The sequence below is a fragment of the Methylocystis sp. JAN1 genome (assembly GCF_052186135.1).
Taxonomy (GTDB): Bacteria; Pseudomonadota; Alphaproteobacteria; order Rhizobiales; family Beijerinckiaceae; genus Methylocystis.
In genome coordinates, this window is sequence record NZ_CP181499.1 from 1,196,079 (window position 1) to 1,223,034 (window position 26,956).

Consider the following 26,956-nt stretch of genomic DNA (forward strand, 5'->3'; position numbering starts at 1 on the left):
ATGCTCATTGATTGGGCTCCGATGGGTGCCGGTCCAGCGCAGCTGAGATCGTATTGCCAATCATGTCAGCGGCCCGCCGAATAGGGTCGGCGTCGAGATGTGCATATCTCTCTGTTGTAGCTGCTTGCGAGTGACCGAGAAGTTTACCCACTATTGGAAGACCAAGTCCTGCTCCGGCGCCGACGCTTGCAAAGGAATGGCGTAAGTCGTGAATTCTAAGGTTCGGCAGGTTTGCGAGTTTTATCGCCGCCGCCCATGGTTTTTTTAAATCGGTTCTGGGTTGGTCGACGTTCTTGCCGGCAATGACATAAGTCCCTTCCCGCGGGCGCGATGCTAAAATTGCGATTGCAGGAGCGCCTAGCACAATTGTTTTCCTGCCTGTTTTCGAATCAGGCAGAAACAGCATTCCTCGTTCAAGATCGACGTTTTCCCACCGCAGGTGCAAAATCTCTCTAAGTCGCGCACCGGAAAAGAGGAGCAGTCGCAATGCAGCGATACCCGAACCATGCCGGCCTTCAAGCTCAAGGCGCCGGAATGCTTCGCCGAGTCGCGCCAATTCATCCGATGACAAAAAGCGCTCACGGCGCGGTTCGGGGTAGCGTTCAATTCCAAGCGCTGGGTTGATGCCGTCGAGCACGAGTCCATGCTTTGCGCCAAAGGAATACATCGAGGCGACGACGGCAAGCACGTGGTTTGCTCGGTAAGGAATATGCTTCAATGAAAGATGCAACCTAGCCAGATCCGTCTTGGTCAGATCGTATGCCTTGCGAGCGCCAAGTTTTGGCAACAGGTACAGCTCAATTGCACTTCGATAGTGGTTCGCCGTTGATCCTTTGCGTTTTGCGTCGACGTGCTCGGCCAAGAAGCGAGCGGCTAATTCCCGGACGGTTAGCGCTTGCCTATTTGTCAGGCGCGCTTCAGCTGGGTCCTGGCCGCAATCGACTGAAGCGAGGAACCCTTTGGTGAGTCCGCGCGCGACGTCTGGAGTGAGTGGACCGTAGCGGCCTACCGACAAAAAGCGCTTCCTGCCGTTGGAGCGATATCGGATGAGGAAACTTTTTGTGCCGGACGGCTCGACTCGGAGCCCAAATCCTTTGAGCTCAGTGTCCCAAACGATGTATCGTTCGAGCGAAGGCGCTGCCGCATCGACAATCCTCTTAGTGAGTCGACCAGTCCGTGTTGATGACATGGCGTCCCCTCTCGGTGACCAAATGGTGACCAGCTGAAAGGAAATCATCGGAGGTCGCGGAGTGCAATAGGGAAGACAAATCTTATTGATTCAATTGATAAAATCGTGAAATAGCGTGGATTGGGATACGGTAGCGAAAGCGGTGGGCTGAAATTCGTAATGATGGGGTCGGGGGTTCGAATCCCTCTTGCGCACCATAGAAATCAATTAGTTACGTATTTCGTGCCATTCTTTGTCGCTCGCCGGTGACCAGATGATGACCGCAGAGCGCCAATCAGGGCGGCCATCGGCGCCGCCGTCTATTACGCGACATACGCCTCGCCGCGGAGTTGAGCGTGGAGCTTCAAACAAAAAAAGCGATTGTGAACACGAATTGCCGAGCTGCGACATCGAGCGCCGGTTCGCGGGCAAAAATTTAATACGAGAGGTCTTTCGATTGGCTTCCCTGACGATTGTCCGCGCATCGGCATAAAATCAATTGGGAAGCTAATTGCTCTGGCGACGACGCTCGACCGCGTGCGGCAAGAGAACCGTAATCTCGTCAACGAACTCATCGAGATTCAGGACCGCGAGCGGCCGCAATTTTCGTTCACGCTGTCTCGACCTTACGAGAAACCATGTCACTTGCGGCCAGACGGCGGGCGACGCCCCGGCGGTCTTGGAGACATCAGCTACTCGGGATCAATTCGGCCTTCACGGCGACATCCCCTTTTCTGCAAGTTCGTCGAGCGCCTGCGGGTTCTTCGACAAGTGAGCGAGATTCATGCCGCGCAACACGTTCGGCGCCTTGGAGAACTGGACGTTTTCATAAGCGACGACTTCGACGCGATTGCCCCAGGGATCGAGGAAATCCAAGAACGGCCCCGGCAAAATTTCGACGCCCGCCTCGGCCAACGCCTTTCGGACTGCATCCTTGTCATCGACGACGAGGCCGAAATGCCGGCCGTCGTCGGCAGGCTGGCGGCGCCCCTTTTGAAGAGCGAGAAACTGGTCGCCGAGGTCGATAAAGGCCATGTCTTCGCTCTTGCCACGAAGCTCGAAATCGAAAATCCGACGATAGAACGCCAATGCTTCCTCGACGTCGCCTACCTCCAGCGCAACGTGGTTGAAGCCCACTGCGCGCGCTCGTCTTCGTCCAGCCATGACGCCCTCGCAAGAGAGAGTTGCACGGGCGTACCTAGGCGTGGGGACCGGGTAGTCGAGCCTTGTGGGCATTATGCAGCGCGCCGAACAGGGTAGGCGTATATGCCGCAAGTCGTGGCGTCCGGCCCAGAGGCAGCCGGCCGGCTGGGGGAACATTGCTCCAAGAGGGATGGTTGTATCGCGGAAGTCCCGGAGGCGTCGGCAATGGACAATCGCGACATTCTGGCAATCGGGACCTCCGCGGGCGGCTTTGAGGCTCTGCGTTACCTAACTAGCCAATTCAACGAGGATTTCGGAGCTTCGGTTCTCATCACCATTCATTTGCCCTCGGACTTCCCGTCCCAGCTCGACCGACTCCTGAGCCGCGCCGGAAGGCTTCCGGCTGCATTTGCGTCGAACAATCAGGAATTCGCCAAGGGACGAATCTATATCGCGCCTCCCGACTATCATCTGCTCGTGGTCGACCACCGGCTCGTGCTCGGCGCCGGCGCACGCGAGAACCATGCGCGCCCGGCGATCGATCCAATGCTTCGCTCTTTGGCCGCCTGCTGCGGGGAGCGCGCGGTCGGGGTTATCCTGACAGGTACGCTGAGCGACGGCGCAGCCGGTCTCTGGGCCCTGAAGGAGTGCGGGGGCCTCACCGTCGTTCAAGATCCCGCGGGCGCAGCATTTCCAGACATGCCCCAGGCTGCGTTGCTGCGGTCGAGCCCCGACCACATCGCGCCCTTGTCCGAAATTCCGGCGCTTCTACAGCGTCTGATTCAACAGCCCAGGGGCGAGCGGAAGGAGGTCCCCGAACGCTTCAAGCTGGAAGTCGAAATCGCCAAAGGCGGGCTCGTCGCTATGGCGGATATGGACCATATTGGCCGGCGGTCGATCTTCTCCTGCCCGGATTGCGGCGGAGCTATGTGGGAAATCACGAACGGGGATCTGGTCCGTTACCGCTGCCACGTGGGCCACGCCTACACGGCGGAGACAATGGACGCCACGATCAATCACGAATTCCAGGACGCGATGGCGATCACTCTCCGGACGCTCAAAGAGCGCCTCGCGCTTGCGCGGCAGCTTGAAATGCAGGCGACAAAAAAGGGTTGGAGCGACGAGGCGAAATCGTGGGGCCGCAAGATCGAGCAGTTAGAGCAGGAAATGGCTGTGATCGCGGCGGCAATCCGGCGAGCCCATGAGATCGCGGCGCGCTATGCGGAGTCCTAGGGCGGCCGAGGAGGAGGCAAGCCAACATACGCGCCACAACTGTTTTGTTCGCGTTTTCTAAAAATCGTATCTTTTATTGTTTTTGCGCTCAGTCGCGCCTCAACGCCATTGGCCTCGAAATAGGGGCTCGGTCGGTTGACGAGAGCGCGCCATGTGAAGCTCGCGAAAAACATCCGCAGTGCCGGGCGTCTCGCGCTCGCCCTCAAGCTCAATCGCGAGCTCTCTCTCCGGATCAAGTCGCGCTCCCACCAGAATAAATTCCGCGCCCTCGTAGTCGAGGAGGCGCTCGTCTTCCGCGGCGAACCGTCTGCCGCGAAATTCCTGTTTCAGCTCCTTGGGGTATTCAGCTTCTTGGTCCTTCTTCAAGCCCGCGCCCGGCGGAGACGGCTTCTCCGGATTTTTGATCGAAAGCGCAAAGCTCGCTCGCGGCGGGATCTTGAGGTCACGCTGAACCGCGCCCGGATGCTCAGGTAATTCCAGTTCATAGGCAAGGTAAGTATTGTCGTGTTCGCGCACGAGAGCGTAAACGCCTTCTCCGGCAGGCCGGACGGGCGGCTCCAAGCGCTCGCCGCGCGTCTTTGTCTGGTAGGCGCCCCCACGCAGTTTCCGCTCGATTTCATCGGCCGTAGCGGCGATCGTCTCCACGAAACCCCAGGTCCGCTCATGCTCAAGGACGTCGGGCAACCGCTTTCGTCCTATCGTCAGCAGCCTGAATTCCTTCTTTCCTTGAGGATGCAAGACAACATGCAGGCGCTGAACGTCCTCGAAGCCCTTGGCCTCGTCCACGTTCACTTTTGGTCTGTAAAGGAAGTAGATGTCGCCTTGCTCGACGATCGCTCGCTTCGGCTTGCTCTGCGCCACTGATCTTGCCCTTGCCTTGCTAACGCGTATCGGCGAGTGCGCCCAAACGCCGATGGCGATCTCAGCCCGTCTCGACCGGCAGGCTTGCCGCTCTCCAGTCCGCTTTGCCTGCCTTGTAGTCGAATACATGAGCGTAGCCCAGGCGATCCAAGTGTTCGGCGGCCTGGGGAGATAGCTGGCACTCGTTGCTGGCGCAATAGACGACTAACGGCGCCTCCTTGTCCGGCAACGCTTTTTGTATTCGGTCATCGAAGGCGGCGTCGAAGGGAATATTGATTGCGCCCGGTAGATGCGCTTCTCGGAAGCTCTTTTCAGGCAGCACCTCTACGATAGAGGCGTTCCTTCGCATGAGGGCTTGAACTTGCTCGCGCGAGATCCGTTGCATGATCGCCTCCGCACGCCAATGACAGACGAGCGAACGCCGTGGCATAAAAATTGTTCCTTTTATGCCTCAAAATCAACGGGCTGGGGCTTGCCCTCTTTAGCGAGGCGCTGACTGGGCGGCGATGCGCTCGTTCGGCGTGGCGGATTTTGGCGATCGCCCTAAGTGTTCCACGACTTTGAACTCCGATGGGGCAAGGCGTTGAGCTTAGGAAATATCAGGCGGAAACTCCTTTCAGAGCCCATTTATCAATGGGCGCGCGGCGCTCTGCCAAAAATCTCCGCTACCGAGCGCGAGGCGATCGAGGCGGGGGACGTATGGTGGGACGCGGAGCTGTTCACCGGCAATCCGGACTGGAAAAAGCTTCTTGATACGCCGCCGGCGCGCCTGAGCCCTGCTGAACAGGCGTTCCTCCTCGGGCCTGTGGAGGAACTGTGCGGGTTGCTCGACGAGTGGAAGATCCAGTTCGAATGGCGCGATCTTCCTGCTAACGTTTGGGACTTCCTGAAGCGGCGAAAATTCTTCGGAATGATTATCCCGACCGAGTACGGCGGCTTGGGGTTTTCAGCCTATGCGCACTCGCAGGTGATCCGAAAGATCAGCACGCGCAGCGTGACCGCCGCCGTCACGGTCATGGTGCCGAATTCGCTTGGGCCGGGAGAGTTGCTGGTCCAGTTCGGGACCGACGAGCAAAAGGCCTACTGGCTTCCCCGCTTGGCGGATGGGCGCGAAATCCCGTGTTTCTGCCTTACCAGCCCGGAAGCAGGCTCTGACGCGGCCTCTATGAGGGATAGCGGCGTTATTGGTTATGGCGAACATAATGGCGCGCGCGTGCTCGGCATGCGGCTGAATTGGCGCAAACGCTACATCACGCTCGGGCCGGTGGCCACGGTGCTCGCGCTTGCCTTCAAGGCCTATGATCCGGATCGGTTGCTCGGCGACGAGCAAGACCTCGGCATCACGATTGCGCTGGCGCCGGCCAACGCGGCGGGAGTCCAGATCGGCCGACGCCACCTGCCTGCGTCTCAAGCCTTTCAGAATGGCCCGAACGAAGGACGCGACGTGTTCGCGCCGCTCGATTGGGTCATCGGCGGAAAAGAGCAAATCGGCGCCGGTTGGAAGATGACGATGAGCGCTCTCGCCGCCGGGCGGGGAATTTCTCTGCCAAGCCTGGCGGGCGCCGCCACGGCGTTCGGCGGGCGTTCGACCGGCGCTTATGCGCGAATTCGCGAACAGTTCGGCATCCCCATTGGCGACCTCGAGGGCGTGCAAGATCGGCTCGGCCATCTTGCCGCGACGACGTATCGAATCGACGCGGGGCGACGATTGACCTGCGCGGCTTTGGACCACGGTTATAAGCCAGCCGTCATATCCGCGATCATGAAGGCCGACGCCACCGAGCGCATGCGCGAAGCGGTGGAGGAGGCGATGGATCTCCATGGCGGAAAAGCGGTCATGGACGGACCGCGGAATTATCTGGGCAATTTACATCGGGCGACGCCCATCGCCGTCACCGTCGAAGGCGCGAATCTATTGACGCGCTGCCTCATTATCTTCGGGCAGGGCGCAATCCGTTGCCATCCCTATCTCCTTGAGGAAATGCGCGCGCTGGCCGATCCGGACAAAGGGATTGAAGCGTTTGATCGGGCGCTCTGGCGCCATGTCGGCCACTTCTTCGCCAATGTCGGCCGCGCCTTTGTCCGAAACTGGAGCGGCGGCCTTATCCACCCGGCGCCGCCGCCGGCAGGACGCATGGTTCGACATTACAACCAGCTATCGCGTCATACAGCGTCTTTCGCGCTGGTTGCCGATTTGGCGCTGATCACGCTCGGCGGCCGGCTGAAACGGAACGAAATGATATCAGCGCGATTGGGGGACGTTCTGTGCGAGCTTTATTTTCTTTCGGCTGTGCTCAAACGTTTCGAAGACGAAGGCCGCAATGAGTCCGATGAGCCGCTCGTCGACTACTGCGTCGCGGCGGGACTCCGTCGGATCGAAACTCTTTTCGCCGAAACGCTCGCCAATCTACCGAACAGGGTCGCTGCGTTAATCGCCCGGGCGATCATCCAGCCATTTGGTCCAAGGCTAATTGGACCCTCCGACGAACTGGCGCGGCGCTGTGCGGCAATCTTGATGCAACCGGGCGAGGCGCGCGATCGGCTTACGGCCGATGTTTTCCGGGGGTGCAGCAACGACGCCGTCGCGCAACTCGAGCTGGCCTTCGACCTCGCCGTTGAAACGGCGCCGCTGCGTCGGAGGCTGCGCGAGGCGAATGTCGATTCCATTGAGGACGGCCTGCGACGCGGCGTGATCGGCCCAAGCGAGGCCGAGAGGCTACGCGCGAAGGATGTCGCCATCTCCAATGTAATCGCAGTTGACGATTTCGATCCTCGCGAGCTGTCGCCGCTCGAAGGAAAGGACGAAGCGCAATGGCGGAGGCGGCACAGCGCTTCCAGCGCAAGAACGGTATGAAACAGCCGGTCTACATCATCGACGGCGCGCGCACGCCCTTTATCAAGGCGCGCGGACGGCCCGGGCCATTCACGCCCGTCGATCTCGCGGTGCAATGCGGCCGGCCGTTGCTGCTGCGCCACCCGACCGCGCCGCCAGCCATCGACCTCGTTATCCTCGGCTGCGTTAACGTGATCGCCGAGGAAGTGAACCCGGCCCGCGTCGCCGCGCTGCGCCTTGGCCTCGGCGAAGAAATGGTGGCGTTCACGGTGCAGATCAATTGCGGCTCCGGCATGCAATCAATCGATACGGCCTATCGCTACATCCAGGACGGGGCCGCCGACGTCATTCTTGCCGGAGGCGCCGAGGCCCTGTCGCATTCGCCGCTTGTCTGGCGGCGTGAGGCGGTCGCTTGGTTTGGCGGGTTCTCAACGGCGAAAACCATCTGGGACAAGGTCAAGCGGATCAGCGAGCTGCGGCCACGTTTCCTGAAGCCCATCATCGGACTGGAGCGAGGGCTGACCGATCCGATCGTGGGTTTGAACATGGGGCAGACAGCCGAGGTTCTTGCGCATCTGTTCGCCATCTCCCGCCAAGACGCGGATCGCTACACGGTGGCGAGCCACAAGCGATTGGCGCATGCCCAGGAAGCGGGCCTGCTCATGGGGGAGGTCGTCCCGATGGCGGACAGGGACGGGAAGCTCTACGAGAAAGACGACGGCGTGCGTCCCGACACCTCGGTGGAGAAGCTGGCCCGCCTTTCGCCGGCTTTTGAAAAGCCGTACGGAAAAGTCACTCCTGGCAATAGCTCGCAGATTACCGACGGCGCCTCCTGGGTGCTGCTCGCTTCGGAGGTCGCCGTCGCGGAGCACAAGCTCGATCCGCTGGCGCGCATCGTGGATTCCGAATGGTCGGCGCTCGACCCTTCGATCATGGGGCTGGCGCCGACTCTTTGCGCGACTGAGCTTCTCGAACGAAACGGTCTTACGCGCGAAAATGTCGACCTTTGGGAGATCAATGAGGCGTTCGCGGCGCAGGTTCTCGCCTGCCTCGCCGCATGGGAAGACGAGCGCTACTGCAAAGACGCGCTGGGCCTCCAAACGACCTTCGGTCGGATCGAGCCCGATCGTCTCAATGTCGACGGCGGGGCCGTCAGTCTCGGCCACCCGGTCGGCGCCAGTGGCAATCGCATCGCGCTGCACCTCGCCAAAACGCTGAAGCGCCTCGGCCTCAAACGCGGCATCGCGACGGAGTGCATCGGCGGCGGGCAGGGCGGAGCCGTGTTGCTCGAAGCGGCCTGAGATGGAGGAACCTGATGGCTGGCAAGGTCTGGTCGGCCCTTCAAGGGCGAGAATTGGAGGTGGGGCCGAGGGTCGAGCCATCCTGGAAAGGTAAGGACTGGCTCCTGAAGCGAGACGCGGACGACGTCGCCTGGCTGATCCTGGACCGCGCCGGCGAGAGCGTAAACACGCTTTCCGAGGCTGTTCTGTCGGAACTTGACGAATGTCTCGGCCAGCTCGAGGCCAGATCGCCGAAGGGGCTTGTCCTGCGGTCTGGCAAGCCCTCCGGCTTCATCGCCGGCGCGGATATCGCCGATTTCCGCGGATTGCGGGACGCGCAGGAATTGAAGGACCGCCTGGGCCGGGCGCAAGCAATCATCAACAGGTTGGACGCCCTCGCAGTTCCAACCGCCGCAGTGATCCATGGGTTTTGCCTCGGCGGCGGACTGGAGCTCGCGCTCGCCTGCGACTATCGAATCGCCCTGAAGAGCGCATCGTTCGGATTTCCGGAAATCAAGCTCGGCCTCCATCCAGGCCTTGGCGGCATGACGCGCGTCACGCGGTTGGTCGATCCCCTGGAAGCCATGACGATGATGCTGACGGGTAGATCAATCTCTGCTCCGAAGGCGAAAGCGTTCGGCCTCGTCGATCTCGTCACCGAGGAGCGTCACGTCCTGGCGGCCGCGAGGGCGGCGATCGACGGCGAAATCAAGCGGTCCGGGAGAGGGCTGAGAGCGCGTGCGCTTTCATTTAAGCCTGCGCGAAAATACGCCGCTGGGAAGATGCGCGCCAAAACTCGAGAGAAAGCGCGGCAGGAGCACTATCCGGCGCCTTACGCGCTCATTGATCTCTGGGAGCGGCGCGGCGGAGGGGCGGATCTGTTCCAAAAGGAGCGCGATTCTTTCGCTAATCTCCTCGTCGGCGATACCGCGCAAAACCTCATCCGCGTCTTCTTCCTGCGGGAGAAGTTGAAGCGGCGTGCGGAGAACAGCTCTGATCTGCATTACGTGCATATCATCGGAGCCGGCGTCATGGGAGGCGATATCGCCGCATGGTGCGCGCTCAAGGGGTTGGGAGTTTCGATCGCCGATCCGGATCATGCCGCTCTCGCCGGGGTCGCGAAGCGAGCGGGCGATCTCTTCTCGCGCCAGCTCGACGCCGCTTCCGAGAGACGTGATGCGCTTGACCGTCTCGTTCTTGATTTCGATAATCTTGGAGTAGAGCGCGCCGACATCGTCATCGAGGCTGTGCCCGAGCGACTCGACATCAAGCATGAGGTGTTGCGGGACATAGAGCCGCGCATGAGGCGCGACGCGGTGTTGGCGACGAACACGTCGAGCATTCCTCTCGAGGATCTGCGCCAGGCGCTCCAGCGGCCCGAGCGCTTTGTCGGTCTGCATTTCTTCAATCCGGTCGCAAGTCTCGAACTGGTTGAACTCGTCCGTCACGATCATTCGAGCAAGGACACGCTTGCCAGGGCAAGCTCTTTCTGCGGGCGCATCGACCGCCTCGCGGCGCCGGTTGCGAGCGCGCCCGGCTTTCTCGTCAACCGCGCGCTCACGCCCTATCTCCTCGAGGCGCTCACCATGTTGGACGAGGGCGTCGGGGCTGAGACCATCGACGAAGCGGCCTTGCGTTTCGGCATGCCCATGGGGCCAGCCGAGGTCGCCGACCGTGTCGGCCTTGATATTTGTGTTGAAGTCGCCGACAGGCTGAGACAATCCGTGAAACTTCTGCCGGAGACGCCGGCCTGGCTGCGCGACATGGTGAAAAGAGGCGAACTGGGACTCAAATCCGGCAAGGGGCTTTACGAATATTCGGCCGGCAAGCCGAAGAAGCGAGACGCCGCGCCAGAGCCCGACGACGCGATGATCGACCGGCTCGTTTTGCCGCTTATAAACGCTTGCGTCGAATGCCTTCGAACGGGAATTGTAGCTGACCAGGATCTTGTCGACGCCGCAATGATCTTTGCAACCGGTTTCGCGCCTTTCCGAGGCGGGCCTTTGCACTATGCCAAAACGCGGGGGCCCGAGGCCGTTGTCGCCGCTTTGCAAGGATTGTCTCAAAAGTACGGTTCTCGATTTACGCCGGATGAGGGGTGGGCGGCTCTGGGCGCAACCACTTGACCATATGTCACGATAATGTCGGCCGGCCCTGTCGACCGCAAGCAAGCGGGATGGTGACGGCTGCAGTCCGCGCCAATGAGGGCGTCTCTGGTGAAATGGCGCGCGATTTGATGATCGGCGCCGTGAAGGTTTGGCGGCGGCGCCGAGTCGCTTTCAACCGACGGCAGCGCGATGGGCAAGCTTAAAATTCGGATCTGATTTCGAGCGCGCCTTGATAGCGCCCTATTGCCCGAGCATTAAATCCTGCTGACAGAAAATTCCGCGCGGCGAGGAGGAGATGTTGCCAGCTAGCACGCTAGCCGGAGACGGAGCATTCCTACGCGCTCGCCGGCTCGGCGGCGCGTCGATAAGCAAACAGGTGGAGGCTGGGCTGATCGACGGCAAAGAACGGAAGAAGGCGGACTGGGCGCTTTTTCTCGACTTTGATGGGACGCTGGTCGACGTCGCGCCCACCCCGGAAACAATTCGAATACCCCTCGATCTGTGCTCTCTGCTTGGTCGTCTTATGCGCGCATTAGACGGCGCTCTTGCGGTCGTTACCGGGCGGTCGGTGACGGATGTAGAGCGTTATCTGGCTTCGTCGCGACTGGTGATCGCCGGCGAACATGGCGCTGAGTTGCGAATTGCGCGGGATCGGTTCGTTTCGACTGTCGCGGCGATGTCGCCCGCCGCCGCCGCCGCAGTTTCCTCCATCAGCGAAAGATTCGACGGCGCCGAAGTCGAGGTCAAAAGAAGTTCAATTGCGGTCCACTACCGAGCGAACCCTGAGGCCGGTCCCGGGATCGAGCGGGAATTGCGCCGCTTGCTGAGCGAGAACTTCAGAGAGTTTGTCCTTTGCCGGGGTCGCAAAGTTTATGAGCTCGTGCCGGCGCATGTTTCCAAAGGCGCGGCAATCGATTCGTTAATGCGCTTTCCGCCGTTTCTCGGCCGTCGGCCGATCATGATTGGCGACGACTTCACAGACGAAGCCGCGTTTCAGTCGGCCGAACTTCACGGCGGCATGGGGCTCAAGGTTGCGGGCGAGCATTTTTCCAAGGACGTCGCCGATTTTAATGAACCGGCGGAAGTCAGGGCCTGGCTTGCCGCTTTCGCCGCCGGCCTCGGGGCATGATTCCGACCCCGTCTCTGAATCTCTCCGTTATTGGAAACGGCGTCATAGCCGCATTGCTCGACCGTTTTGGAAATATTCTTTGGACCTGCTGGCCGCGCATTGACGGCGACCCGGTGTTTTGCGCGCTTGTGGACGGGGATAAGCCGGAAAGCGGATTTTTTTCAGTCGCTTTCGACGAGGAGGCGGAAGCGGAACAGTCCTATGTCCGCAACACCGCCATCGTGCGGACGGTCCTGCGCGCCAAATCGGGCGCTTCATTCCAGATCACTGACTTCGCGCCGCGATTCCGTCAGTATCATCGCGTGTTCAGGCCGCCGATGATCGTGCGCCGGATCGAGCCGCTTGAGGGCCTGTGCCGAATTCGCATTCGGTGCCGGCCCAACATGAATTATGGCGCCGGGGTCGCCGCGGCGGTGCCCGGAAGCAATCATGTCCGCTATATCACGGACTATGGGGCGGTCCGCCTGACCTCCGACGCGCCGGTTACACACATAACGAATGAGACCGGCTTTGTGCTCTCTCATTCAATCGTGCTCATTCTTCACGCCGACGAGGTTCTGGCGGACTCGATTTCGCGCGTCGCACACGAATTTCATCATTACACGGAAGAGCATTGGCGCGACTGGGTGCGCACGCTCAACGTTCCGTTCGAGTGGCAGGAACAGGTCATTCGGGCCGCGATCACGCTTCAGCTTTGCGCCTTCGAGGACACAGGCGGGATTGTCGCGGCCCTAACTACGTCCATTCCGGAGTCACGCGGGACGAAACGCAACTGGGATTACCGCTATTGTTGGATTCGCGACGCCTTTCATACCGTGCATGCTCTCAATCGAGTCGGCGCCACGTTTACGATGGAGCGATTCATTGAATATGTGACGAATGTGATCGCGCTCGAGAAACAGCCGATGCTCAAGCCTGTTTACTCGATCGTGCCGGAACTCGCGATCGACGAGTTCGAGACTTCGGCTTTGGATGGGTTTTTGGGGCATAAGCCGGTGCGCATTGGCAACGCCGCGCGCGACCAGGTCCAGCATGACGTCTATGGCAGCGTGATCCTTGCGGCATCGCAGATGTTCTTTGATGAGAGACTGCCGAAGAAGGGTGATGAAGGGCTTTTCCGGAGACTGGAGCCGTTAGGGATGAGTGCGCTGAGCTGCGCGCTTACGCCAGATGCCGGCATATGGGAATATCGCGGACGCAGGCGCATCCACACCCATTCCGCGGCGATGTGCTGGGTCGCCTGCGACCGTCTTTCTCGCATCGCTTCGAAGCTCGGCCTGCAAGACCGAGCCGCGCAATGGCGCACCTCCGCCGACGGGCTGCGCGAAACGATTCTCACGCGAGCCTGGAACAGTGAACTCGGCTGCTTTGTCGGCTCGCTCGACGGGGATGATTTCGACGCCAGCGTACTGCTGTTGCACGAGCTTGGCATCGTCTCCGCCGTCGATGAGCGATTTGTCTCGACAGTCGAGGAGATCGGACGGCGTCTCTGTCGCGAAGGCTGTTTGCTCCGATATGCGGCTGCAGACGATTTTGGGCCTCCGGCCGTCTCCTTCACAATCTGCACGTTTTGGTATGTTGACGCGCTCGCGGCGATTGGCCGGACGGACGACGCCCGTCAGGTGTTCGAGGGGCTGCTCGCCAAAGTCAATCACGTCGGACTTCTCTCCGAAGATCTCGATCCGACGACGGGCGAGCTATGGGGAAATTTTCCACAAACCTACTCAATGGCGGGTCTCATCGTTTCAGCGATGCGGCTTTCAAAAGGTTGGGAGGACGCTAGGTGAATGACGCGACTAGGGTTGGATGACAAGGGATCGATTTTTCGCGCGCCTCGGAAATTACGCGAAATCGGACAAGCGGTCGCGAGGCATCCAGCCTCGCGGATTTCCGCCATTATCATTATGGCGACCTTCATTCTCGTTACGGCGTTGGCTCCCATTGCCTCAATGATCGTCGAGGGCTGGCTGCGGCAAGATATAGAAATCCGCTCGCGACTCATCTTCCGTTCCATACGCGACCAACTCCTGGCGAATCTCGCAAATCCGAACAGCGATCTCTCCCCTTATCTCGATCGTATGACGGAGGATGAGCGTCTGCTCGCCCTTGGCTACTGCTCCGATAGCGGAACACTGCTCTACGCCACCGCGCAGATGCCCAAATCCGTTTCCTGCAAAGCCATCGGTCGGGGGGAGACGGATATCATTTCAAACGCGGGCTCTCGCGCCCACGTAACTTCGGTCGCTCTGGACGAGCGGGCGACGAGCGGACATTTCCTCGTCGTTCACGACCTTTCGTTCATCGACGAGCGGTCGGGGAAGGCAAAATTTTACACCATCCTGACTTTGACGGCCGCCGCGCTTGGGCTCGGCATGTTGGCTTTGGGCGTTGTCCTCGCCATGAGGCGAAATTGGAAGCGCTCGATTCAGGGCGCCATCGCCGACATCCAGGGCGTTCCGTCGCCAGCGCCTTCGCCGACCGATTTTCTTGTTGATCGAGACTTCCAAAAGCTTCTGACCACGTTGCGTGTCGAAGGCAAATTCGCTGACGGCATTTATGTGGAATGGTCGCCGACGACATTAAGCCAGCTCCTCGATGTGGAACTCCCAAACTCACAGGTGATGACCGTCTCGAATCGTGAGCCGTACATTCATAATTTGGTCGACGGCCGGGCGACATTGCAGATTCCGGCGAGTGGACTGGTCGCGGCGCTCGAACCCGTCATGCGCGCGTGCGGAGGCGTCTGGATCGCGCATGGCAGCGGGACCGCCGATCGCGAAACCGTCGATTCCACAGATCGAATCGCGGTGCCGCCAAACGATCCAGATTACACCTTACGGCGCGTCTGGCTGAGCGAAGGCGAGCGGGACGGCTATTATTACGGCTTCTCCAACGAAGGTCTTTGGCCGCTATGCCACATTGCCTTCGTGCGCCCGAATTTTCGTGAATCCGACTGGGAGCAATATGTCGCCGTCAACGAAAAATTCGCCGACGTCGTGCTTGAAGAAGCCACGTGTGACGATCCGGTCATTCTCGTCCAGGATTACCATTTCGCGTTATTGCCGAGGATGATTCGAGACAGACTGCCCAAGGCGACGGTCATTACATTCTGGCATATTCCGTGGCCGAATTCGGAGACCTTCGGCATCTGCCCTTGGCGCGACGAAATTATCGACGGCCTGCTTGGCAGTACGATCCTGGGTTTTCATACCCAATTCCATTGCAATAATTTTATCGAGGCCGTTGATCGCTTCCTGGAAAGCCGAATCGACAAGGAAAACGCATCGATCACGCTAAAGGGAGACGAGACTCTTATTCGATCCTACCCAATTTCGATAGAATGGCCGCCGAGCGCGCTGTCAATGCAACCGCCGATCGAGGACTGTCGGCAAACGTTACGTCGGAGCCTGGGGCTGCCGGACAACATACGCATTGCCGTGGGCATTGAGCGATTCGACTATACCAAGGGCATTCTCGACCGCATGAAAGCGATTGACGCTTTCCTGATCATGCATCCCGAGTGGAAGGAAAAATTCGCGTTTGTCCAGGCCGCCGCGCCGACACGCACCAAACTTACGGTCTATAGCGCGTTGCAATTGGAGGCGGCTCGCCTCGCGGAGGAAATCAACCAGCGACATGGCCGGAGCGACTGGAAGCCGATTCATCTGGTGGTGCGCCATCATGAACAGAACGAGGTATACAAACTGTTTCGCGCGGCTGACGTCTGCGTGGTCTCCAGTTTGCATGACGGAATGAATCTCGTCGCCAAGGAGTTCGTCGCGGCGCGAGACGACGAGCTTGGCGTTTTAATTCTTTCCAGCTTCGCCGGCGCTTCCCGTGAGCTGTCAGAGGCGTTGATTGTCAATCCCTACGATACCAGCAGCATGGCCAGCGCGATGGACAGGGCCCTGCATATGTCTGAGTCCGAGCAACGTGAGCGCATGCGACTGATGAGGGATCTCGTGCGGCGCCATAATGTTTATGGCTGGGCGGCGCAAATGCTTCTGCAGGCTGCGCGCTTGAGGAAGCAGGAACGCGTTCTGACGGCGGCCGCGCGCTCTGACGGGAGCCCGTAGGTGGTTCCGAACGCCGGACTCGCGCCTTTGCTAAAGCGCGCCGCAGCTGGAGCGCGCTAAACCTTCAGAATCGATCGCCATCCTGCCATCGCGGAAGCGCTCCGGCGCGCTGAATGCTCAGACGATGCCCTCCAATCGGCGCCGGCTGTGTCCTTCTATCTCAAGAGCATTGAATCAAAGAAACACTGGAGCGCCTCGCGCCATCGCGCATTTCTGACGGATATACCACATGTCGCTTTATGAACTGGTCGCAGAAATTAATTTCATCTTGGTAGAGCTCCAGCGATTTCTCGTCGTCCGCGATACAGTCATAAATACTTAGTTTGAGAATGTCGCTGTTAATCTTTCTCAGCTTTTCTCTTTTCTGCCTGACTAATTTCACGAGCCTTATCATGTGCTCCTTTTCCAATTTGCCACGGAGCATTCCAGCAAACCCATTGATATTTCTTAACTCAATTTCAAAGTTAAATTCCTCTCGTGGCATAACCAGGATAGGCGCATCCCCCACAAAAAAATGAGGACAAAAAATACTGAGCGCTTCTTTCTTGGTAAGTTTGTAATCAGGGCTCTTCGTGCTGTAATAAGTGGAGAAATTCCAGATTGAACACTGACGAGCCGGATCGTCAAAAAAATTGCGCAATGAGTGGTAAACTGATCTGGAGCCCGTTCCACCATTACGGAAGATATAAACCGCCATCGCCTTACAAGCCGTCGTTTGCCGAGATATATCGTCCTACGATCAATCTGTCAACTTTTCGCAATGCCTGTCGCCGCGCGTTTCGCTCTCGTCAAAAAGGCTTGAACGCAGCGGCGTTCTTTTTTATCCAGGTGAAACGCACGCGGCATAAATGAATTCGTGCTCGCGTCTAAACGAGCAGGACGGCCGCTGCTCCGATAGGTCCGCAAAAGCGAGATTTCGTTCTGGAAAGCGGCTGGCGTTCCGGTATTCTATCCGTGCGGCGATCACGCGCTCGCAACGGCAAAGCGGGCGAAACCACGAAACTGCGGCATTTCCGTCGCCTCTCAGGCGTTGTGTCGCGTTACGACATAGATACGTCATAAGCTTCATTTGAAGCTCATGAAAAAATCTCATAGAAAAAGTGGCCCAATGACGGGGCGATGCGCGAGACGTGTCGGGGAGGAAGCAATGAATAGACTGCTATTAACGGGTTCAGCGATCGGTCTGTCGCTGGTTGCGTCGACTTCTCTGATTGCCCAAACGTGGAAACTGACGCCCGAGGAGGAGCGGAAGTATCACCCTAAGGCCGCGCCAGAAGCGGAAACGCCCGCGCCGTCCGCCGTACAGGGTTCGACTGTCTGGGTCGCGCCGGGCGGGCCCGCCGGCGCTGCGAATGCTGACGACGAGTTGCTTTCTTTACAGAAGGACCCGAAGCAGTGGGCGTTGCCGACGGGGGATTACTGGAGCCTTCGTCATTCGGGGCTGAAGCAGATTACGTCGGAGAATGTCGGCAAGCTTGCTCCGGCGTGGCAGTTTTCGACGGGCGTGTTGCGCGGGCATGAAGGCGCGCCGCTGGTTCTCAACAATGTGCAGGTGACGGATTCGTCCGGCAAGACGCTGACGACGGACGTGATGTATCTTCACACGCCGTTCCCGAACATTGTCTACGCGCTGGACGCGAAGGACCCGGCGCATCAGATCCTCTGGAAATATGAGCCCAAGCAGGACCCGTCGGTGGTTCCGGTGATGTGCTGCGACACGGTCAATCGCGGCCTGGCTTATGGCGACGGCAAGATCTTCCTGTCGCAGGCGGACACGACGCTGATCGCGCTGGACGCGAAGACCGGCAAGCTGGTCTGGTCGGTGAAGAACGGCGATCCGTCGAAGGGCCAGACGTCGACGGCGGCGCCGCATGTGTTCAAGGACAAGGTGCTGGTTGGCATCGCCGGCGGCGAGTTCGGCGTGCGCGGCCACATCACGGCCTATTCGGTCAAGGACGGCAAGCAGGTGTGGCGCGGCTATTCGATGGGCCCGGACGCCGACACGCTGATCGAGCCGGGCAAGACGACGCATCTTGGCAAGCCGGTCGAGAAGGATTCGGGGATCACGACGTGGGAAGGCAATCAGTGGGAGACGGGCGGCGGCACGACCTGGGGCTGGTATAGCTACGATCCGGAGCTGAACCAGATCTTCTACGGCTCGGGCAACCCCTCGACCTGGAACCCCAATCAGCGTCCGGGCGACAATCGCTGGTCGATGACGCTGTGGTCGCGCGACCTCGACACCGGCAAGGTGAAGTGGGTCTATCAGATGACGCCCCATGACGAATGGGACTATGACGGCATCAACGAGGTGATACTCGCCGACCAGAACATTGGCGGCAAGACGGTGAAGACCGCCGTTCACTTCGACCGCAACGGCTTCGCCTATACGCTGGACCGCACCAATGGCGAGCTGCTGGTGGCGGAGAAATACGATCCGGCGGTGAACTGGGCGACGAAGGTGGATCTGGACAAGTCGTCCAAGACCTATGGGCGCCCGCTGGTGGTCGACAAATATTCGACGCAGCACAATGGCGAGGACACGAACACGCAGAACGTCTGCCCGGCGGCGCTGGGGTCGAAGGACGAGCAGCCGGCGTCCTACGATGCGGCGACGGGGCTGTTCCTGGTTCCGACGAACCATGTCTGCATGGACTATGAGCCGTTCCGCGTGAGCTATACGGCGGGCCAGCCCTATGTCGGCGCGACGCTGGAAATGTTCCCGGCCGGGAAGGTGCTGGGCGACGGGACGAACCATACGGGCAACTTCATCGCCTGGGACGCGAAGACGGGCAAGATCGTCTGGTCGAACAAGGAGCAGTTCTCGGCGTGGGGCGGCGCGGTGTCGACGGATGGCGGCGTGACCTTTTACGGGACGCTTGAGGGCTATCTGAAGGCGGTGGACACGAAGACGGGCAAGGAGCTTTACAAGTATAAGACGCCGTCGGGCATCATCGGCAATGTGATGACCTATGAATCGGGCAGCAAGCAGTATGTGGCGGTTCTGTCGGGCGTCGGCGGCTGGGCGGGCATCGGCCTGGCGGCGGGCCTGTCGAAGTCGAACGAAGGCCTCGGCGCGGTGGGCAACTACGCCTCGCTCGCCAACTACACCGCCCTCGGCGGCGTGCTGACCGTCTTCGCCCTGCCCAACTAAGCAGGACGTAAACGTCGCACATCAAAATACTGGCGCTCGGCGTTCCACCAATTTAAAGGTGACGCCGGGCGTTCGAGAAAATCGGCTACTGTAACGCTCTTACTCATAAGCGGCGCAAACGCGCCTACAATCAGACCGGTCTTGGACTGGCGCTAAAGACGGGCGCGGCAGATCTTTCCGTCCCTCTCGCCGCGTGAAGAACGGTCCTCTAGGTCGCTTGCAATGGCTTCACAAACGACGCGCAGCGCAACCTACCGCAATGGTGTGGTCTTGGATCGCTCCTCATCGGGGCGCGCTTCGTCTCTCAGGCGGGCAGGTACAAGATGTCTCGGTAATCGATTTTCCGCGTCGACAATGTCCGGCTTCAGGGATGGCGCCGCCTGATTTTCACGCGGCCCTTCAAGCCAGGAGGAGTGGGATCGATGCGCCTCGGACAAGGAGTTCGCTGTCCAAGCGATCGAGACGATCGGGTTTTTCGTTGGCATTGAATCTTGAGAACCTTGTCTGAGTTTCTTTCCATCCCGCCTGAAATCGAGAAACTCTCAACGCCGGCGTTGGCGACCCTGTAACTCTTCGATGAGAGAATCGATCGTGACACGATATTACTCAATCGTGGCGTGATGATGTCTTTTTTCCTTGTCTCAGATCCGAAGGCGCCGCCCTCCTCCGACGACGCGTGAGTTCCCGTCGCAATTATATCGCAACACGATATAGCAGAGGTCTCTGAGGCGCGACGGCGTCTGAGGATTCCAGCCTCGCTTGCGAGACCGCCGGGCTATGTCCCTCGGTTGGGTGAATAAACAAAACTGTGGCGCGGTCTTGTGTTTCTGGGAAGGATAGCGGTGGGCGCCGGGCTTCGTTATCAGAATTCATTGCTGCCGGCCTTAAACAGGCTTGTAAATGCACCCTTGATTTTTCTCAGCTCACGGAGATGAAGCAAGGCGAGCCGATTGAGGCAGCGACTTCCGGACGGGGTCATGATAACGAGCGAACGGCGGCGGTCCGCAGGGTCAGTTTTCCGCTTCACTAGTTTTGCCTGGTCAAGCCGAGACACCAGCTCCGCCGCACTATGGTCACGAATGACGAGCTGCTCGGCAAGCTCGCCTATACTGATGTGGCCGCCCCCACGAAAGGTCTTAATGACCAAGAGCGCCTGGTACCACTGCATTGTGATGCCGACGTCGGCCGCGGCCGCCTCGCTAAAGGCGAGAAATTTCCTCAGCGCAAAGCGGAAATTCGCCAAAGCCTCCAGCTCTTTGTCTGTTGGCTGGGCATCCGGCCGGTCTAAACGGTCAGCGATTTCGGGTGGCGTGGTTGTCACGGAGCCCCTCTCGCGGCCCCGGTTGCCTCTGTCTGGGACTCGCTCACTAGGATTAATACCATGCGCTCAAGGGCCATCCGGGTCAATGGGCAACCCCCATTTGGACAGGCCTATCGGCTGAACGACAATCTCGGACATTAGCCGTCCAATGCCCCGACACGGGAGGTGGGCGGTCGAAGGCCGGGCGGGGCTCGCCTCCAAGTCTTTTTCCTGCTCCGTCCTTCCCACAGGTTCGAACCGGGCTGCGGCTTCGTCGGCCAGCTTGACGAGCGCTATCTCGCGCAACGGGCGATTGCGCAACGTTGCATTCGCTTTCGCCATGGCGAGGCGCGTCGCGGCGACACGCCCACAGCGTGCGACAAAATGTCATTTGTATCGTATAACGATATAATATAATCATGGCAGCGCGCCACCGTTTCCGATGACGCCATGAGAACGGATGTAAAAAAGCAACGGGGGCGGCGCGAGTGGTCGCGTGAAGGGACTGATGTGGATTTTCGGCGGGATCGCTGTGATTTTCGCTGTAGTCTCTCTTGCCCCGATCATTTCGCATTTGGGCTGACATCACCGGCGTTCGGCCGCCTCGGCACACCCGGAGAAAGGATCGACATGAGAAGTGTTCGTTCCGCTTTAGCGTTCACTAAGACAGCCCTTAACGTCATAGCCGCTTCTCCGTCGGCTATGGCCAAATGCATCAGGCGAATACCCGAGAGCTTCGTGAACGTCATCGAAAAATTCGCGCAGGGCGGCTCAGCACGTTGACCTGAATGCGTAGGCGATTTCGAAATCGGCCAAGGCGGACGCCAGACATATATAGGAAGGCGGTTGCGCGCAGCGCATCCGCCGCCCGCTTTGTCGCGCTGAGGAAAGGATGATTGAAAAAGTCGACAAACGCCTTGCCCTGCTTCGGGTCCTCTTCTCGCAGAGATGGCATGGACATCAAGACGTGCCTGTGATGCTTATTTGAGAGAGCGAGAAGCGCACATCTCAGGTTTCGCAACACTGGAGATCGCCTATGAGCATCGAAGCGATCATTTTCTTTGTCCTCCTCCTCGACGCGGTAGGAACAAATATCGTGGTCCATTTCGGCGCCGAGTGGTACATGCAACACTTCCGTACCATATCGCGCTGGTTTCCGCCGGCGGAAGGCTGGGCGCTCTATTATCTCGCGCTCGTCCTGTGGATCGGATCGCTTCTCTACCGAGCCGGTAAACTACTTTAGGCGTTGGCTTTTGCTTCTTTCCAAGAACGACGCCATCGTCGCGCAAAATTCGCCTGGTTTCAGGGAAGCGAAATCCTGGCGTTGAGTTCGCCGATCCCTGAGAATGGCGGCGGCACGGGTAAGGTTAAGGAAGGCGAAGGCGTCGCTATGACCAAGCCAGTGAGCGCGAGCGCGATCTTCGAGCAGCTTTGCGCTCTTGGCTTTTCCAACCGCAAAATGAGTCGAAATGCGGCTGACGACGGATGGAGGGTGCGGACGGAGGGCGGCCCGGTCCTGCACATCTATGACACCGGGAGGCTTGTGATCGCCGGCCGTCAATCCCGCATACTGCGCAAGGCCCTTGGACTTACCGGCAAACGTCATTCTGGTTGCACGATCGATCCCGCGTAAGGGCCGGCGCTCGCCGGCGATTTGCTCAAAAAAGGGCCCAGCGTCGGCCGGGCCAGAGAAAAAAGAAACCAAAACGGGTTCTTCGGCATTGTCATGACGTCCGCCCATCAAGAGGCGGACGCAAGGGAGGTTGCCATGGAAAAACTCGAGATGTTGCTCTTTGTTCTTGCGCTGCTAAGCGTCGGCGCGGTCTCTGCTCTGATCCCGTTATAGGCTCCATTGCTACTTTCCTGGCGCAGCCTAAGCCGCACGGTCGGCGCGCGAAACGCGTATTGTGACGCCGGCGCTTCGTCCTCGCCGGGGGAGACGAAACGGCAGGCTCCGGTCGACGCCGCTAGCGCGCCGGGGCCTTTTGTTCTGGCTAGGCGGCGCCGGGCGGCGAGCGAATGAAACGCTGGAGCGCTTTATCAGGCGCGCAACTTGACCGATTTTCAAAGCGCTTTTTTAAATCTTTGATGTCTTGCTGAATTTCGGGGGAAGCTTCGGGCGTTTGCGGCCATGGCTAAACTCAAATTCCACCTTCACGATGAATTCGAGCGTGAGGAGGCTGGGGAGGCCAAACGCAGCCCAAGCGTCGTTCAGATCTATCGTCAGAAGCGGAGCGAAGGCCGATGGCGACTGATTGTCGCCGGCGTATCTCTTATGTTCGTATTCGGTTATGGAGCGACCTATCTGCTCGCCCACTGCATTCGGCTTTTACCTTGGATTCGTGTCTTGCCCATGCTCTTGCGTTGTTAGCTGATAAGGCCGCCTTCTCGCGCTTTGACATGACCGCGGCGCTTCTTAAAACGTCAGGGTAACAATGATCGTATCGGCGTAGAGGCCCGACGAGGGCGTTATTTGAGGCGGAATGCGCCCGTAGACAGGCACCGATTGCGCCAAGCCGGACCCTGTCCCGCTGACAGTGTTTATTCCAGCCGAGTCGCCGAAAGGCTGGGTGCGCGCCGCGTCCCTGTAAAGACCGTAAAAAATATATTCGCCGGCTTTCGTCATCTTGCGTTGCGTGGGGTCTGTCGCCGATGACAGCCCGCCATTCAAGCCGACCGTATATGGGGTGCCATTCGTGCATTGCGGCGATACGGTCGTTCCGCCCTCGACCGCAGCGTTCAATACGCCCAATGTCCCGAAGTTGAGATTGTTGGCCGTGATGGAACAGTTGGGCGCAACGCTCGCCGCGACGTCGAATGTCGTGCTCGCGGTGCTTGTGAGGAGATTGCAACTGACCAGCGAGAGCAAGCCATACTGAATTGTCGCGTCCGATGAGCTGAAATGGCTGGCGTACGATCCTACGGGAACGCTTTGCTGTCCGGCGGAAACCTGACCGTACAGGGTCGCATGCCTGGTGACCGTGCCGATGAAGAGCGGGAAATCTATGACAATTGGGCTCCCGCCGCCCCCCGCCCAGAAGTTGGACCCGACAGGGCTGGTTGCGCCGGGGTCTGAGAACAGACCGTAAGTCATGCTGTTCGCGCCCGATTTCATATATCGAGCGGAAGCGTTTAACGCCCCGCCGCCACCTGGTCCCAGGTTGACGCAGACGCGCAGCGCCACGGACAACAAGGCCGTGCATGTGACGGATATTGTCGATGACGCGTTCGACGCGGCGTTGGCGGTGACGTCGACCGGGCCAAAATCCACGTTCGGAATCGAAACGTTGCATGATTGCGCCCGGGCCGTTGCGTTCACCAACAACCCGCCGCAAATCGCCGCCCATGCGATCAAGCGGGCAAACCGAGTGGCCAACACGTCGCTTGCTCCTTCAGGAAAATGCATCGGTTCCAAAACGCGAAGCCGTCAAGTTGGATTTTCTACTCGCATGTCGCCCTGATCGCATGTCGCTTGCCTTCGCCGGGATTAAAGCGGAAGCTGGCGCGACAATCTCTGCTCCCGAGATTTACGACAATTTCGCTTTCTTCCTCGCTCACGCCTCGCACGAATGCGCGGCCGTCATATCCGACGACGAAGGCTTCGCCGCCTTCCAGTCGCCCGCGGCTGCCGGTTTCGATCGGCTTTCCGGAGGGATCGGTGAGAATCAGCATTGCAGATTTCAAATCCGTGCGAACGCCGAAATCTACGCCGACGCCGCTGCGAAACGCCGGCGCCACGATCTTCTGAGTGTTGCTCGCGACGGCGTCCGGCGGCAGCGTGTTCGGGTCGATTGCAATTTTATTGGGTTGATAGGCGCGTAGGTTCGGAACCATCAATTTGCCGAAGACATTTGTTTTCCCAACGGGGTGATTGTCCTGCAGCACCGTCACGTCGGACGCTCCGGCGTCCACGATGGCGAATGCGTCGTAGACGGTCGGCCCGGGGGCGATCCCCTGGCTCGTCGCGCCGATCGCTCCTTCGAACTGGCCTGTCGTGCTAATCAGGCGGTCTTGCTGGATGGCGTCCATGCGGGCGGTTCCCAGTGAGGTGCGGTACGATAGATTCGCGCCGTTCAGACTGTTCTGCCCGGCGGTCGCCGACAAGGTCCAACCGTAATCGCCGATTTGCGATCCCAGTCCTTTCTGCAGCTGAGCCTTTGCGCCGAGCCGCGTCTTTCCGGTGAGCGGCTCGGGCACGGATTGCGCGCCGATCGTCGCCCTGATTTTTTCTCCGAGCGGAAAAGTCACCCCCACGAACAATCCGCGGTCATGGTTCCCCGCGAAATTCGCATATGCGGTGACAAAAAGGTTCCCGTCATAGGGCAATGGGCGCGAATAGGACGCCGTTATGAGCCGCGTCTCGGAGAGGTTTCGAAGGATCGGCGCGGAGAATGGGAGGCGGGGCGTAATTCTGGCCAGAGCAAGGCTAACGCTGCCGCCGAGACCGTAGACCGGCGCGCCGATTGCAACGCGATCGACGGCGCGCGGCGGAAGGCCGTATACGCCAAAAAAAGATCCGAAGAGATTCGACGCCGCGGCGGGGACCGCCTGCGCGACGAGCGGAAGGGCGTTCGCGTAAAAGGCTGTTCGCGACGCGAGATCCTCATAGTCGCCGATCGCGCGCTGCATGCTAAGATTAAGGTTGACCCCGCTTGGGCTGACATATGAATAGGAGCCGTAAGCTTGGCCGCCGTTCCGGCCGCCGGCGACGGAGCCTGACATGGCGCCCTCGATGCTTCCGAACGGCCCCAAGCTGAAGAGCGCGGCTGCGCCGCCATTGACGACGCCGGCGCCGCCCTCGGCATGCGTCTCGAGCGTCAATGTGTTGCTGAAGCCGTAGCGAAATCCGCCGGACCCGACGAAATGCCCGTCATATTGGTTGGAGCGGAAGGCGTAAAATCGGCGGGAGAAACCTGCTTCCATCGTGTAATCGAAGAGGCCCTCCGCGAGGAGGCGCTGGCCTGAAAACAATGAAAGCTCCGATCGGCGCTCGCGACCGCTCGCATCCCGAATAATCACCTCTGCATTCCCGCCCGACGTCGCAACAGGAAGATTTGTGACGCGAAAAGGCCCTTCCTCTACTTGTTGGGTCATTACTCTCGCGCCGTTCACGAACACTTCCACAGTCGACGGCACCGCCGCGCTGCCTGAAATCGACGGCAGCGGCGCTGTCACGAGATCGGGACGAATGGAGAAGTTCTTCTGTATCTGTGCGCCGCCAAGCCTCACGGGACGCGTCCACTCGAAGCCGCCTGTGACGATGTCTCCCACACGATAGGCTACAAGCCTGCTTTCGTCCACGTAAGTATAGGTGCTGTCGAGACGCAGGCCGCCGGTCTTTTTGAAGCGGAACAGATCGTAATTCGACTGATTGCCGACAATGCCCGTTTGCGTGAATTGGCCTACCGGGCCGGACATTCGCATGTCCAGAGACGCGTTGACTGTGGAGAACCTCGGCGCCAGGTGAGAGATTGAGGAAGATGACGAGGCGAACAGAACATAATTGAGGAGCGCGCCCCAGGATTGCGCCGTTTGTGGCGCCGACGGCCGCTCGCCGCGGCTGTCGTAAGTTTTCGGCACGCGTTGCTCGTCCGAAAGGCTGAAATAGATACGCTGCCTCGGGTAATCGTAGCGATATGCGAGCCCGGATTTTGAAAGGATGATTTCCTCGGATCTGGCGCCAGATCCCCGCGCCCTCACGCCGGCGTCCTCAAGTTCGCCCCGCTGGACCGCCAGTTCGCCGTCCGGCAGCGCGGTGGCCTCGATTATCAGATTCGCGGGGCGTCCGTTGATGAACAGCTCGAGCTGCAATCTCATGCCCGCGACCGAGGGGGCTTGGATGTCGGTGATCGGATCGGCCAGGACGGGCGCTGCGGCAAGGGTCCACGCCAGAGCGTATGCGAGACGGCTGTTATTGCGCGTCAGCGACGCCACTGACCGGGCCATCTTCGGTTACGGCCTTTACGGAACGATCCTTGGAGGCCTTGCCGCGCAACTCCCACAATGCCGAGGAATGGCCCAAAACATAGCCCGCCAATCCTCGCGCGATCGGCTTGCCGGCCAATGAGATATCGCGTAATTGCGCTCTTCGGTCGCCGTCATTGCGCGCGGTGAGGAAAACTTTTCCCTGTCTGTGCGCGAGGGACCAGGCCAGGCGCGCCTGCCCCGCTTCGGGAGAATCAAAAAACAGCGGAATCACGTAACGAATCGCCAGCGCAATAACGCCGTTACGTCGCGCCGCGGCGTCCGGCACCTCGTCGACGACAAGGCGGTAAGCCTCTTCTCCCACCACGGGCGCCTGAGCGGCGCGGACGACGCGGATCGTGTAATCCGCGCCAGGATGCACCTCGATCATGGGCGGCGAAGCGACGACGGCGTCGGTAGCCTCGAGAATCTCCTCGCCGTTTTCCTGCCTCCAGGCGAAGACTCGCACCTGTCCGGTAATTGCCTTCTCGCCCATGTTGCGCAGAGTGAGCGCCCCGGCCTGCTGCGGAGAAAAGATCTCGAGCTTTGTGGGAGAGACGCTCAGGGAAGCAGCCATAGCGCCGGTCAAGAGCCAGAAGGACAGGGTTGCCGCCGTCACGACGGTTGCAGCATGGGACATGAGGAACCACCAGACAAAACGACGCGCATGCTTGCCGGTAGGTCGCAAGCGCCTGATTGTTTCGGTC

Annotated in this window: 20 protein-coding genes and 2 pseudogenes; 11 read left to right on the top strand and 11 right to left on the bottom strand. The window is 59.6% G+C overall.

Annotation, left to right across the window (positions count from 1 at the left end):
• Positions 1 to 4: 4 nt before the first annotated feature.
• The 3 genes and pseudogenes from ACNHKD_RS05650 to ACNHKD_RS05660 all read right to left on the bottom strand — a co-directional run bounded on the left by ACNHKD_RS05650 (position 5) and on the right by ACNHKD_RS05660 (position 2,332).
• Positions 5 to 862, bottom strand: a complete 858-nt coding sequence (locus tag ACNHKD_RS05650) for a tyrosine-type recombinase/integrase (protein ID WP_442756846.1) — start codon at positions 860 to 862, stop codon at positions 5 to 7.
• A gap of 108 nt (positions 863 to 970) precedes the next feature.
• Positions 971 to 1,237 (bottom strand): annotated as a pseudogene (locus ACNHKD_RS05655) (Arm DNA-binding domain-containing protein); the annotation flags it as partial.
• Between the two features lie 645 nt (positions 1,238 to 1,882).
• Positions 1,883 to 2,332, bottom strand: coding sequence for a VOC family protein (locus ACNHKD_RS05660; RefSeq protein ID WP_442756107.1), 450 nt, complete (start codon positions 2,330 to 2,332; stop codon positions 1,883 to 1,885).
• Between the two features lie 204 nt (positions 2,333 to 2,536).
• Here ACNHKD_RS05660 and ACNHKD_RS05665 point away from each other — a divergent pair, with 204 nt between their 5' ends.
• The gene (locus ACNHKD_RS05665) at positions 2,537 to 3,544 is read left to right on the top strand and encodes a chemotaxis protein CheB (protein ID WP_442756108.1); all 1,008 of its coding nucleotides are present in this window, start codon (positions 2,537 to 2,539) and stop codon (positions 3,542 to 3,544) included.
• Between the two features lie 99 nt (positions 3,545 to 3,643).
• Here ACNHKD_RS05665 and ACNHKD_RS05670 read toward each other — a convergent pair whose 3' ends face one another.
• A complete protein-coding gene (locus tag ACNHKD_RS05670) occupies positions 3,644 to 4,060 on the bottom strand; it encodes a hypothetical protein (protein WP_442756109.1) in 417 nt (138 codons plus the stop codon).
• Positions 4,061 to 4,207: 147 nt separating this feature from the next.
• Between ACNHKD_RS05670 and ACNHKD_RS05675 the strand changes: the two genes are divergently transcribed.
• Positions 4,208 to 4,408, top strand: a complete 201-nt coding sequence (locus ACNHKD_RS05675) for a hypothetical protein (protein WP_442756110.1) — start codon at positions 4,208 to 4,210, stop codon at positions 4,406 to 4,408.
• A 58-nt stretch (positions 4,409 to 4,466) separates the two neighbouring features.
• On the opposite strand, the gene ACNHKD_RS05680 is transcribed toward ACNHKD_RS05675, so the two are convergent.
• The gene (locus ACNHKD_RS05680; protein WP_442756111.1) at positions 4,467 to 4,790 is read right to left on the bottom strand and encodes a rhodanese-like domain-containing protein; all 324 of its coding nucleotides are present in this window, start codon (positions 4,788 to 4,790) and stop codon (positions 4,467 to 4,469) included.
• Positions 4,791 to 4,952: 162 nt separating this feature from the next.
• Here ACNHKD_RS05680 and ACNHKD_RS05685 point away from each other — a divergent pair, with 162 nt between their 5' ends.
• From ACNHKD_RS05685 to ACNHKD_RS05715, 7 genes and pseudogenes are all read left to right on the top strand, one after another.
• Positions 4,953 to 7,259 (top strand): acyl-CoA dehydrogenase, encoded by a 2,307-nt coding sequence (locus tag ACNHKD_RS05685; protein ID WP_442756112.1) that lies wholly within the window; start codon positions 4,953 to 4,955, stop codon positions 7,257 to 7,259.
• On the top strand, positions 7,256 to 8,539 hold the full coding sequence (locus ACNHKD_RS05690; RefSeq protein WP_442756847.1) for an acetyl-CoA C-acetyltransferase: 1,284 nt from the start codon (positions 7,256 to 7,258) through the stop codon (positions 8,537 to 8,539). The genes ACNHKD_RS05685 and ACNHKD_RS05690 overlap by 4 nt, the downstream gene beginning before the upstream one ends.
• Before the next feature lie 14 nt (positions 8,540 to 8,553).
• Complete coding sequence (locus ACNHKD_RS05695) at positions 8,554 to 10,644, top strand: 3-hydroxyacyl-CoA dehydrogenase NAD-binding domain-containing protein (protein WP_442756113.1); 2,091 nt, start codon at positions 8,554 to 8,556, stop codon at positions 10,642 to 10,644.
• 277 nt (positions 10,645 to 10,921) lie between these two features.
• Positions 10,922 to 11,755: a trehalose-phosphatase gene (gene otsB, locus ACNHKD_RS05700; RefSeq protein WP_442756114.1), complete on the top strand. Its 834-nt coding sequence runs from the start codon at positions 10,922 to 10,924 to the stop codon at positions 11,753 to 11,755.
• A pseudogene (locus ACNHKD_RS05705) lies at positions 11,752 to 12,174 on the top strand (trehalase-like domain-containing protein); the annotation flags it as partial. The gene otsB and the pseudogene ACNHKD_RS05705, both read left to right, overlap by 4 nt.
• A 207-nt stretch (positions 12,175 to 12,381) precedes the next feature.
• Positions 12,382 to 13,542 (top strand): glycoside hydrolase family 15 protein, encoded by a 1,161-nt coding sequence (locus tag ACNHKD_RS05710; RefSeq protein ID WP_442756848.1) that lies wholly within the window; start codon positions 12,382 to 12,384, stop codon positions 13,540 to 13,542.
• A gap of 15 nt (positions 13,543 to 13,557) precedes the next feature.
• Positions 13,558 to 15,831, top strand: a complete 2,274-nt coding sequence (locus ACNHKD_RS05715; RefSeq protein ID WP_442756115.1) for an alpha,alpha-trehalose-phosphate synthase (UDP-forming) — start codon at positions 13,558 to 13,560, stop codon at positions 15,829 to 15,831.
• Positions 15,832 to 15,991: 160 nt separating this feature from the next.
• Here ACNHKD_RS05715 and ACNHKD_RS05720 read toward each other — a convergent pair whose 3' ends face one another.
• Entirely contained in the window at positions 15,992 to 16,528 is a 537-nt protein-coding gene (locus ACNHKD_RS05720) for a hypothetical protein (protein ID WP_442756116.1), read from the bottom strand.
• 450 nt (positions 16,529 to 16,978) lie between these two features.
• On the opposite strand from ACNHKD_RS05720, the gene ACNHKD_RS05725 reads away from it, so the two are divergent.
• Positions 16,979 to 18,985, top strand: a complete 2,007-nt coding sequence (locus tag ACNHKD_RS05725) for a methanol/ethanol family PQQ-dependent dehydrogenase (RefSeq protein ID WP_442756117.1) — start codon at positions 16,979 to 16,981, stop codon at positions 18,983 to 18,985.
• A gap of 862 nt (positions 18,986 to 19,847) precedes the next feature.
• Here ACNHKD_RS05725 and ACNHKD_RS05730 read toward each other — a convergent pair.
• Entirely contained in the window at positions 19,848 to 20,306 is a 459-nt protein-coding gene (locus tag ACNHKD_RS05730) for a MarR family winged helix-turn-helix transcriptional regulator (RefSeq protein ID WP_442756118.1), read from the bottom strand.
• 1,015 nt (positions 20,307 to 21,321) lie between these two features.
• Between ACNHKD_RS05730 and ACNHKD_RS05735 the strand changes: the two genes are divergently transcribed.
• A complete protein-coding gene (locus ACNHKD_RS05735) occupies positions 21,322 to 21,528 on the top strand; it encodes a hypothetical protein (RefSeq protein WP_442756119.1) in 207 nt (68 codons plus the stop codon).
• Here the strand turns inward: ACNHKD_RS05735 and ACNHKD_RS05740 are convergent.
• The 4 genes from ACNHKD_RS05740 to ACNHKD_RS05755 all read right to left on the bottom strand — a co-directional run bounded on the left by ACNHKD_RS05740 (position 21,520) and on the right by ACNHKD_RS05755 (position 26,889).
• Positions 21,520 to 22,026: a hypothetical protein gene (locus tag ACNHKD_RS05740; protein ID WP_442756120.1), complete on the bottom strand. Its 507-nt coding sequence runs from the start codon at positions 22,024 to 22,026 to the stop codon at positions 21,520 to 21,522. The genes ACNHKD_RS05735 and ACNHKD_RS05740 overlap by 9 nt on opposite strands.
• Before the next feature lie 675 nt (positions 22,027 to 22,701).
• A complete protein-coding gene (locus ACNHKD_RS05745) occupies positions 22,702 to 23,664 on the bottom strand; it encodes a Csu type fimbrial protein (RefSeq protein ID WP_442756121.1) in 963 nt (320 codons plus the stop codon).
• 62 nt (positions 23,665 to 23,726) lie between these two features.
• Positions 23,727 to 26,219: a fimbria/pilus outer membrane usher protein gene (locus tag ACNHKD_RS05750; protein WP_442756122.1), complete on the bottom strand. Its 2,493-nt coding sequence runs from the start codon at positions 26,217 to 26,219 to the stop codon at positions 23,727 to 23,729.
• Entirely contained in the window at positions 26,197 to 26,889 is a 693-nt protein-coding gene (locus ACNHKD_RS05755) for a fimbrial biogenesis chaperone (RefSeq protein WP_442756123.1), read from the bottom strand. Before ACNHKD_RS05755 ends, ACNHKD_RS05750 begins: the two co-directional genes overlap by 23 nt.
• Between the last annotated feature and the right edge of the window lie 67 nt (positions 26,890 to 26,956).

Bases quoted from the DNA above. Each gene is read 5' to 3' on its own strand.
- ACNHKD_RS05755 (WP_442756123.1), bottom strand. From the start codon at position 26,889: ATGTCCCATGCTGCAACCGTCGTGACGGCGGCAACCCTGTCCTTCTGG.
- ACNHKD_RS05660 (WP_442756107.1), bottom strand. From the start codon at position 2,332: ATGGCTGGACGAAGACGAGCGCGCGCAGTGGGCTTCAACCACGTTGCG.
- ACNHKD_RS05695 (WP_442756113.1), top strand. From the start codon at position 8,554: ATGGCTGGCAAGGTCTGGTCGGCCCTTCAAGGGCGAGAATTGGAGGTG.
- ACNHKD_RS05735 (WP_442756119.1), top strand. From the start codon at position 21,322: ATGAGCATCGAAGCGATCATTTTCTTTGTCCTCCTCCTCGACGCGGTA.
- ACNHKD_RS05720 (WP_442756116.1), bottom strand. From the start codon at position 16,528: ATGGCGGTTTATATCTTCCGTAATGGTGGAACGGGCTCCAGATCAGTT.
- ACNHKD_RS05725 (WP_442756117.1), top strand. From the start codon at position 16,979: ATGAATAGACTGCTATTAACGGGTTCAGCGATCGGTCTGTCGCTGGTT.
- otsB (WP_442756114.1), top strand. From the start codon at position 10,922: ATGTTGCCAGCTAGCACGCTAGCCGGAGACGGAGCATTCCTACGCGCT.
- ACNHKD_RS05665 (WP_442756108.1), top strand. From the start codon at position 2,537: ATGGACAATCGCGACATTCTGGCAATCGGGACCTCCGCGGGCGGCTTT.
- ACNHKD_RS05680 (WP_442756111.1), bottom strand. From the start codon at position 4,790: ATGCAACGGATCTCGCGCGAGCAAGTTCAAGCCCTCATGCGAAGGAAC.
- ACNHKD_RS05740 (WP_442756120.1), bottom strand. From the start codon at position 22,026: ATGGGCGGACGTCATGACAATGCCGAAGAACCCGTTTTGGTTTCTTTT.
- ACNHKD_RS05675 (WP_442756110.1), top strand. From the start codon at position 4,208: ATGCTCAAGGACGTCGGGCAACCGCTTTCGTCCTATCGTCAGCAGCCT.
- ACNHKD_RS05690 (WP_442756847.1), top strand. From the start codon at position 7,256: ATGAAACAGCCGGTCTACATCATCGACGGCGCGCGCACGCCCTTTATC.